Annotated in this window: 8 protein-coding genes; all 8 read left to right on the top strand. The window is 65.5% G+C overall.

Annotated features, from left to right (window positions below; translation table 11 throughout):
- The first annotated feature begins 542 nt into the window (after nucleotides 1–542).
- The 8 genes from rpsL (at nucleotide 543) to rplW (ending at nucleotide 7,051) form a co-directional block, all read left to right on the top strand.
- Nucleotides 543–917, top strand: coding sequence for a 30S ribosomal protein S12 (rpsL, locus tag Pph01_RS27820; RefSeq protein ID WP_061253213.1), 375 nt, complete (start codon nucleotides 543–545; stop codon nucleotides 915–917).
- Between the two features lies 1 nt (nucleotide 918).
- Entirely contained in the window at nucleotides 919–1,389 is a 471-nt protein-coding gene (gene rpsG / locus Pph01_RS27815; protein ID WP_061253214.1) for a 30S ribosomal protein S7, read from the top strand.
- A gap of 39 nt (nucleotides 1,390–1,428) precedes the next feature.
- On the top strand, nucleotides 1,429–3,528 hold the full coding sequence (fusA, locus tag Pph01_RS27810; RefSeq protein ID WP_204076106.1) for an elongation factor G: 2,100 nt from the start codon (nucleotides 1,429–1,431) through the stop codon (nucleotides 3,526–3,528).
- Between the two features lie 166 nt (nucleotides 3,529–3,694).
- Nucleotides 3,695–4,888 (top strand): elongation factor Tu, encoded by a 1,194-nt coding sequence (gene tuf / locus Pph01_RS27805; protein WP_204076105.1) that lies wholly within the window; start codon nucleotides 3,695–3,697, stop codon nucleotides 4,886–4,888.
- A 240-nt stretch (nucleotides 4,889–5,128) separates the two neighbouring features.
- The gene (gene rpsJ, locus Pph01_RS27800) at nucleotides 5,129–5,437 is read left to right on the top strand and encodes a 30S ribosomal protein S10 (protein WP_012887830.1); all 309 of its coding nucleotides are present in this window, start codon (nucleotides 5,129–5,131) and stop codon (nucleotides 5,435–5,437) included.
- Nucleotides 5,438–5,451: 14 nt separating this feature from the next.
- The gene (rplC, locus tag Pph01_RS27795) at nucleotides 5,452–6,105 is read left to right on the top strand and encodes a 50S ribosomal protein L3 (protein WP_204076104.1); all 654 of its coding nucleotides are present in this window, start codon (nucleotides 5,452–5,454) and stop codon (nucleotides 6,103–6,105) included.
- The gene (gene rplD / locus Pph01_RS27790; RefSeq protein ID WP_204076103.1) at nucleotides 6,102–6,749 is read left to right on the top strand and encodes a 50S ribosomal protein L4; all 648 of its coding nucleotides are present in this window, start codon (nucleotides 6,102–6,104) and stop codon (nucleotides 6,747–6,749) included. The genes rplC and rplD overlap by 4 nt, the downstream gene beginning before the upstream one ends.
- On the top strand, nucleotides 6,749–7,051 hold the full coding sequence (rplW, locus tag Pph01_RS27785) for a 50S ribosomal protein L23 (protein WP_204076102.1): 303 nt from the start codon (nucleotides 6,749–6,751) through the stop codon (nucleotides 7,049–7,051). The genes rplD and rplW overlap by 1 nt, the downstream gene beginning before the upstream one ends.
- Nucleotides 7,052–7,069: the final 18 nt, after the last annotated feature.

The following is a 7,069-nucleotide window of genomic DNA, read 5'->3' as shown; positions in this document are numbered from 1 at the left end:
TGAGGAGTGAGTGGGGAAGCGAGGAACGAGCGACCCCGAACGACGAGGGAAGGCATCGCCACAAGGGGCGCCCCGAGCCCGTCCGAGCGGAGCGAGGACAAGTAAGCACGGAAATGGCAGGAAGACCCCTCCGGTGCCGGTAGACTTCGCTGCGAGCCCAGTGGCGGCCTGTGAGGAAGGCAGGACGCGGGGGCCATGGCACGGATCACAAACGACCCGGCGACAACTGTTTTGACGTGTTGCGCAGTGCTGGGTAATCTTTGTCTTCGTGCCTATGGACTCCATGGGCTCGCATGCGTGCGCCCGAAGGTCGTCCCGAAGGGGAGGCTAGGGCGGCGCGTGACTCCTCCACATCGGCCGGGCTTTCCGGGCGGGGACGCGCTTAGCGCGCGACACGCCCGAGCGCGTGGGCCGAAGGAGACCAAAAACCAGCAGGTCATGACACCGGCAGTGCCTGCGAAATGCACGGCCTGGATCGAGACGCCACGGCGTCCGGCGCCAGGAACTACGTATCACCGGCCAAGGCACGAAACGGAGACGCGGTGCCCACCATTCAGCAGTTGGTCCGAAAGGGCCGGCAGGACAAGGTCAGTAAGACCAAGACTCCTGCCCTCAAGGGAAGCCCGCAGCGGCGCGGCGTGTGCACGCGCGTCTACACCACGACCCCCAAGAAGCCCAACTCGGCGCTGCGCAAGGTGGCCCGTGTTCGGCTCACCAACGGCATCGAGGTCACGGCGTACATCCCTGGAGTGGGTCACAACCTCCAGGAGCACTCGATCGTGCTCGTGCGTGGCGGTCGTGTGAAGGACCTGCCGGGTGTTCGCTACAAGATCATCCGTGGCTCGCTGGACACCCAGGGTGTCCGTAACCGCAAGCAGGCCCGCAGCCGCTACGGCGCGAAGAAGGAGAAGAGCTGACATGCCGCGCAAGGGTTCCCCTGGCCGCCGCCAGCTTGTCGCTGACCCGGTGCACAACTCCCCGCTGGTCACGGCGCTGATCAACAAGGTTCTCCTTGACGGCAAGCGCTCGATCGCCCAGTCGATCGTGTACGGCGCCCTCGAGGGTTGCAAGGACAAGACGGGCAACGACCCCGTCGTCACCCTCAAGCGTGCGCTCGACAACGTCAAGCCCACTCTCGAGGTTCGCAGCCGCCGCGTCGGCGGTGCGACCTACCAGGTGCCGGTCGAGGTGCGCGCGGCGCGCAGCACCACGCTGGCTCTGCGGTGGCTCGTGCAGTACTCCCGGGCCCGCCGCGAGAAGACCATGACCGAGCGGCTCATGAACGAGCTGCTCGACGCGAGCAATGGCCTCGGCGCCAGCGTGAAGCGGCGCGAGGACACCCACAAGATGGCCGAGTCCAACAAGGCCTTCGCTCACTACCGCTGGTAGTCGGCGGAATTTCGACGAGACGACGAGGACGCGAGAGAAGTGGCCGCAAGTACCGCTCTTGACCTGGCCAAGGTCCGCAACATTGGGATCATCGCCCATATCGATGCGGGCAAGACCACTACGACCGAACGCATCCTGTTCTACACCGGCATCAACTACAAGATCGGTGAAGTCCACGATGGCGCTGCCACCATGGACTGGATGGAGCAGGAGCAGGAGCGCGGCATCACGATCACGTCGGCCGCGACGACCTGTGAGTGGGACGGTCACACGATCAACATCATCGACACCCCGGGTCACGTCGACTTCACCATCGAAGTCGAGCGCAACCTTCGTGTCCTTGACGGTGCGGTCACCGTGTTCGACGGCGTCGCGGGTGTTGAGCCCCAGTCCGAGACCGTGTGGCGTCAAGCCGACCGCTATGACGTCCCGCGCATCTGCTTCGTCAACAAGATGGACCGGGTCGGCGCGGAGTTCCACCGCTGCGTCGACATGATGATCAACCGTCTGGGCGCGACCCCGGCCGTCATCCAGCTCCCCTGGGGTGTTGAGTCCGACTTCAAGGGCGTCATCGACCTGGTGCGGATGAAGGGTCTGATCTGGCCCATGGAGGCGGCCAAGGGCGAGATGTACGACATCGTCGACATCCCGGCCGACCACGCCGACGCGGCTCGCGAGTGGCGCGACAGACTGGTCGAGACCGTCGCCGAGAACGACGACGAGCTCATGGAGCTCTTCCTCGAGGGTGTCGAGCCCACCGAGGAGCAGCTCGTCGCGGCCCTTCGCCGCGCGACGCTGAAGAGCGCGATCAACCCGGTTCTGTGCGGCACGGCGTTCAAGAACAAGGGCGTGCAGCCCCTGCTCGACGCCGTCGTGGCCTACCTCCCCGCCCCGATCGACATCCCGGCCTTCAAGGGCCACGCCGTCGGGCACGAGGACCAGGTCGTCGAGCGGCACGCGGACCCGAACGAGCCGTTCTCCGCGCTGGCGTTCAAGATCATGAGCGACCCGCACCTGGGCAAGCTCACCTACCTCCGCATCTACTCGGGCTCGCTCGAGACCGGCACCAGTGTCATCAACTCGGTGAAGGGCAAGAAGGAGCGGATCGGCAAGATCTACCAGATGCACGCCAACAAGCGTGCTGAGCTCCCTTCGTCCTCCGCCGGCGCCATCGTGGCGGTCATGGGCCTGAAGGACACCACCACCGGTGACACGCTCTGTGACCCGAACAACCCGGTTGTGCTCGAGTCGATGACGTTCCCGGCGCCGGTCATCAGCGTCGCGATCGAGCCGAAGACCAAGGGCGACCAGGAGAAGCTGGGCACCGCGATCCAGCGGCTGGCCGAGGAGGACCCGTCCTTCCAGGTCCGCCGGGACGAGGAGACCGGGCAGACGGTCATCTGGGGTATGGGTGAGCTCCACCTGGAGATCATCGTCGACCGGATGCGCCGCGAGTTCAAGGTCGAGGCCAACATCGGTCGTCCTCAGGTCGCGTACCGCGAGACCATTCGCCGCAAGGTGGAGAAGGTCGAGTACACGCACAAGAAGCAGACCGGTGGTTCCGGCCAGTTCGCTCGCGTGATCATCGACCTCGAGCCGCTGGGCGAGGGCAACGACGGATACGAGTTCGAGAACAAGGTCTCCGGTGGCCGCATCCCGCGGGAGTACATCCCGTCGGTGGACGCGGGTGCCCAGGAGGCCGCCGAGTTCGGTGTTCTCGCCGGCTATTCGATGGTCGGCGTGAAGGTCATTCTGCGAGACGGTGCCTTCCACGAGGTCGACTCGTCGGAAATGGCCTTCAAGATCGCCGGCTCGATGGCCTTCAAGGAGGCCGCGCGCAAGGCCGACGCCGTGCTCCTCGAGCCGATGATGGCCGTTGAGGTCGTCACGCCTGAGGACTACATGGGTGACGTCATCGGTGACCTGAACGGTCGCCGTGGACAGATCCAGTCGATGGATGAGCGGGCAGGCGCTCGGGTCATCACCGCGCTCGTTCCCCTCTCTGAGATGTTCGGCTACGTGGGTGACCTGCGTAGCAAGACACAGGGACGGGCGAGCTACAGCATGCAGTTCGACTCCTACGCGGAGGTGCCCCCGGGCATCGCCAAGGAGATCGTCGCGAAGGCTCGGGGCGAATAGTTCCGCGCCGCTCCGGTAGGGGCGTCGACGCACATCGGCGCCCCGTTTCCGGAGAGGCTCGGGACGTGAGTCCCTTCGCGTACGGCACGGCGCTCTCGGGTGCCAGGCCGTACGGGGCCTGAGTTGGAAACGCAAGGTAAGTCAGAATCTCTAAGGAGACAGAGCAGTGGCCAAGGCCAAGTTCGAGCGGAACAAGCCGCACGTGAACATCGGCACCATTGGGCACATCGACCACGGCAAGACCACTCTGACCGCGGCGATCACCAAGGTGCTTCACGACCGTTTCCCGCAGCTCAACGAGGCGACCCCGTTCGACAAGATCGACAAGGCGCCTGAGGAGAAGGCTCGCGGTATCACCATCTCGATCGCGCACGTCGAGTACCAGACCGAGAAGCGCCACTACGCCCACGTGGACTGCCCCGGTCACGCCGACTACGTGAAGAACATGATCACGGGTGCCGCGCAGATGGACGGCGCGATCCTCGTGGTCGCCGCCACCGACGGCCCGATGCCGCAGACCAAGGAGCACGTGCTCCTGGCCCGCCAGGTCGGTGTTCCGTACATCGTCGTCGCGCTGAACAAGGCCGACATGGTGGACGACGAGGAGATCCTGGAGCTCGTCGAGCTCGAGGTCCGCGAGCTGCTGTCCGCCCAGGAGTTCCCGGGCGACGACCTGCCGGTCGTCCGCGTCTCGGCGCTGAAGGCGCTCGAGGGCGACGAGAAGTGGGCCGACAGCATCATCGAGCTCATGACCGCGGTGGACGACAACGTTCCCGAGCCGCAGCGTGACACCGACAAGCCGTTCCTGATGCCGATCGAGGACGTCTTCTCGATCACCGGTCGCGGCACGGTCGTCACCGGCCGTATCGAGCGCGGTGTCGTCAAGGTCAACGAGACCGTCGACATCATCGGCATCAAGGAGAAGAGCACCACGACCACCGTCACCGGTGTCGAGATGTTCCGCAAGCTCCTCGACGAGGGCCAGGCCGGTGACAACGTCGGTCTGCTCCTGCGTGGCATCAAGCGTGAGGACGTCGAGCGCGGCCAGTGTGTCATCAAGCCGGGCACGACGACCCCGCACACCGAGTTCGAGGCGCAGGTCTACATCCTGTCCAAGGACGAGGGCGGCCGCCACACGCCGTTCTTCAACAACTACCGTCCGCAGTTCTACTTCCGTACGACTGACGTGACCGGCGTTGTGAACCTGCCCGAGGGCACCGAGATGGTCATGCCCGGTGACAACACCGAGATGACCGTCCAGCTGATCCAGCCGATCGCGATGGAGGAAGGCCTCAAGTTCGCGATCCGTGAGGGTGGCCGCACCGTCGGCGCCGGCCGGGTTACGAAGATCATCAAGTAGTACCGTCGCGGAGTGGCGGTCAGGCCCCTACGGACCTGACCGCCGCACCACGGAGGGGCCCAGGCCCCGTCCCACGGACGACGAGACCGTGATCTCGCAGTGGTTTCGGCAGGTGATGACCGAAACGACTGCCAGATCACGGAGAACCGGACGACGTCCGGCGCCGATCGCGGGGAAACCACAGCGGCAACAGGCCGCATGAAGCTTTATACGACGACAGCGAAGGACACCGAGGCCACTATGGCGGGACAGAAGATCCGCATCCGGCTCAAGGCGTATGACCACGAGGTCATCGACAGCTCGGCCAAGAAGATCGTCGAGACGGTGACGCGGACCGGCGCCAAGGTCGCTGGCCCGGTGCCGCTGCCGACCGAGAAGAACGTGTACTGCGTCATCCGGTCGCCGCACAAGTACAAGGACAGCCGCGAGCACTTTGAGATGCGCACGCACAAGCGGCTGATTGACATCATCGACCCGACGCCGAAGACCGTCGACTCGCTCATGCGGCTCGACCTTCCTGCCGGCGTCGACATCTCGATCAAGCTCTGAGGGAACGCACTGACATGGCTAAGCAGATCAAGGGCGTCCTGGGCAAGAAGCTCGGCATGACCCAGGTCTTCGACGAGGGGAACCGGCTGGTTCCGGTCACCGTCGTCGAGGCCGGTCCGTGTGTGGTGACCAGGGTCCGCACGCCGGAGCAGGACGGCTACTCCGCCGTCCAGCTCGGCTACGGGCAGGTCGACCCGCGGAAGGTCAACAAGCCGCTGGGCGACTACCTGCGCAAGCACGACATCACCCCGCGCCGCTACTTCACCGAGGTTCGCACCGACGACGCCTCCGAGTACACCATCGGCCAGGAAGTCCTCGCGGACACCTTCGAGGCCGGGCAGTACATCGACGTCACCGGCAAGAGCAAGGGCAAGGGCTTCGCCGGCGTCATGAAGCGCCACAACTTCCGTGGTCTGGGCGCTTCGCACGGTACCCAGCGCAAGCACCGCTCGCCGGGTTCCATCGGCGGCTGCGCCACCCCGGGCCGCGTTTTCAAGGGCCTGCGCATGGCCGGCCGGATGGGTAACGTCCGCGTGACCATCCAGAGCCTGAAGGTTCACGCCGTGGACGCCGAGAAGGGCCTCATCCTGATCAAGGGTGCGATCCCCGGCGCCAACGGCAGCCTGGTTCTCCTCCGCACCGCTGCCAAGAAGGGGGCTGCCAAGTGAGCACCATTGACGTCCTCAACGCCAGCGGCTCGAAGACCGGAACCGTCGACCTGCCCGACGCCGTCTTCGGCGCCAAGGTCAACATCCCGCTGATCCACCAGGTCGTGGTCGCGCAGCTCGCCGCTCGCCGGCAGGGCACGCACAAGACCAAGACCCGCGGCGAGGTCAGCGGTGGCGGCAAGAAGCCGTACCGCCAGAAGGGCACCGGCCGCGCCCGCCAGGGTTCGACCCGCGCCCCGCAGTTCACCGGTGGTGGCGTCGTCCACGGCCCGCAGCCGCGCTCGTACGAGCAGCGGACGCCCAAGAAGATGAAGACCGCCGCGCTGCGCGGCGCTCTGTCTGACCGGGCCGGCGGCGGACGCGTGCACGTGGTGAGCAGCCTGGTCGAGGGGGACACCCCCAAGACCAAGGCGGCGCTGCAGGCGCTGCGGAAGATCACTGAGGCTCGCAGCGTGCTCGTCGTCGTCGACGAGAACGACGAGAACACCTGGCTGAGCCTGCGCAACGCTCCCGAGGTCCACCTGCTGGACGCCGGGCAGCTGAACACCTATGACGTGCTGGTTCACGACGACGTGGTCTTCACTCAGGAGGCCTACGAGCAGGTCGTGGCCCGGCTGGCGAGCAGCGGGAAGGATGAGGGCTGATGCAGAAGATCGCCGACCCTCGGGACGTCATCCTCAAGCCGATCGTCTCTGAGAAGAGCTACGGCCTGATCGATGAGCACAACAAGTACACCTTCCTGGTGCGCAAGGATGTGAACAAGACCCAGGTGAAGATCGCCATCGAGCAGATCTTCGGGGTCAAGGTCACGAGCGTGAACACGATCAACCGCCAGGGGAAGCGCAAGCGGACCAGGACCGGCTTCGGCCAGCGCCCTGACACCAAGCGCGCGATCGTGAGCCTGGCGGAGGGCGAGCGGATCGACATCTTCGGTCAGATCGGCTAACTCCGCCACACGAAGGGA

The organism is Planotetraspora phitsanulokensis (assembly GCF_016863295.1).
Lineage (GTDB): Bacteria > Actinomycetota > Actinomycetes > Streptosporangiales > Streptosporangiaceae > Planotetraspora > Planotetraspora phitsanulokensis.
This window is presented reverse-complemented; position numbering and strand designations above follow the sequence as displayed.

Excerpts from the sequence above, each read along its gene's own strand:
- rpsG (WP_061253214.1), top strand. The coding sequence starts at position 919 with ATGCCGCGCAAGGGTTCCCCTGGCCGCCGCCAGCTTGTCGCTGACCCG.
- rpsJ (WP_012887830.1), top strand. The coding sequence starts at position 5,129 with ATGGCGGGACAGAAGATCCGCATCCGGCTCAAGGCGTATGACCACGAG.
- rplC (WP_204076104.1), top strand. The coding sequence starts at position 5,452 with ATGGCTAAGCAGATCAAGGGCGTCCTGGGCAAGAAGCTCGGCATGACC.
- rplW (WP_204076102.1), top strand. The coding sequence starts at position 6,749 with ATGCAGAAGATCGCCGACCCTCGGGACGTCATCCTCAAGCCGATCGTC.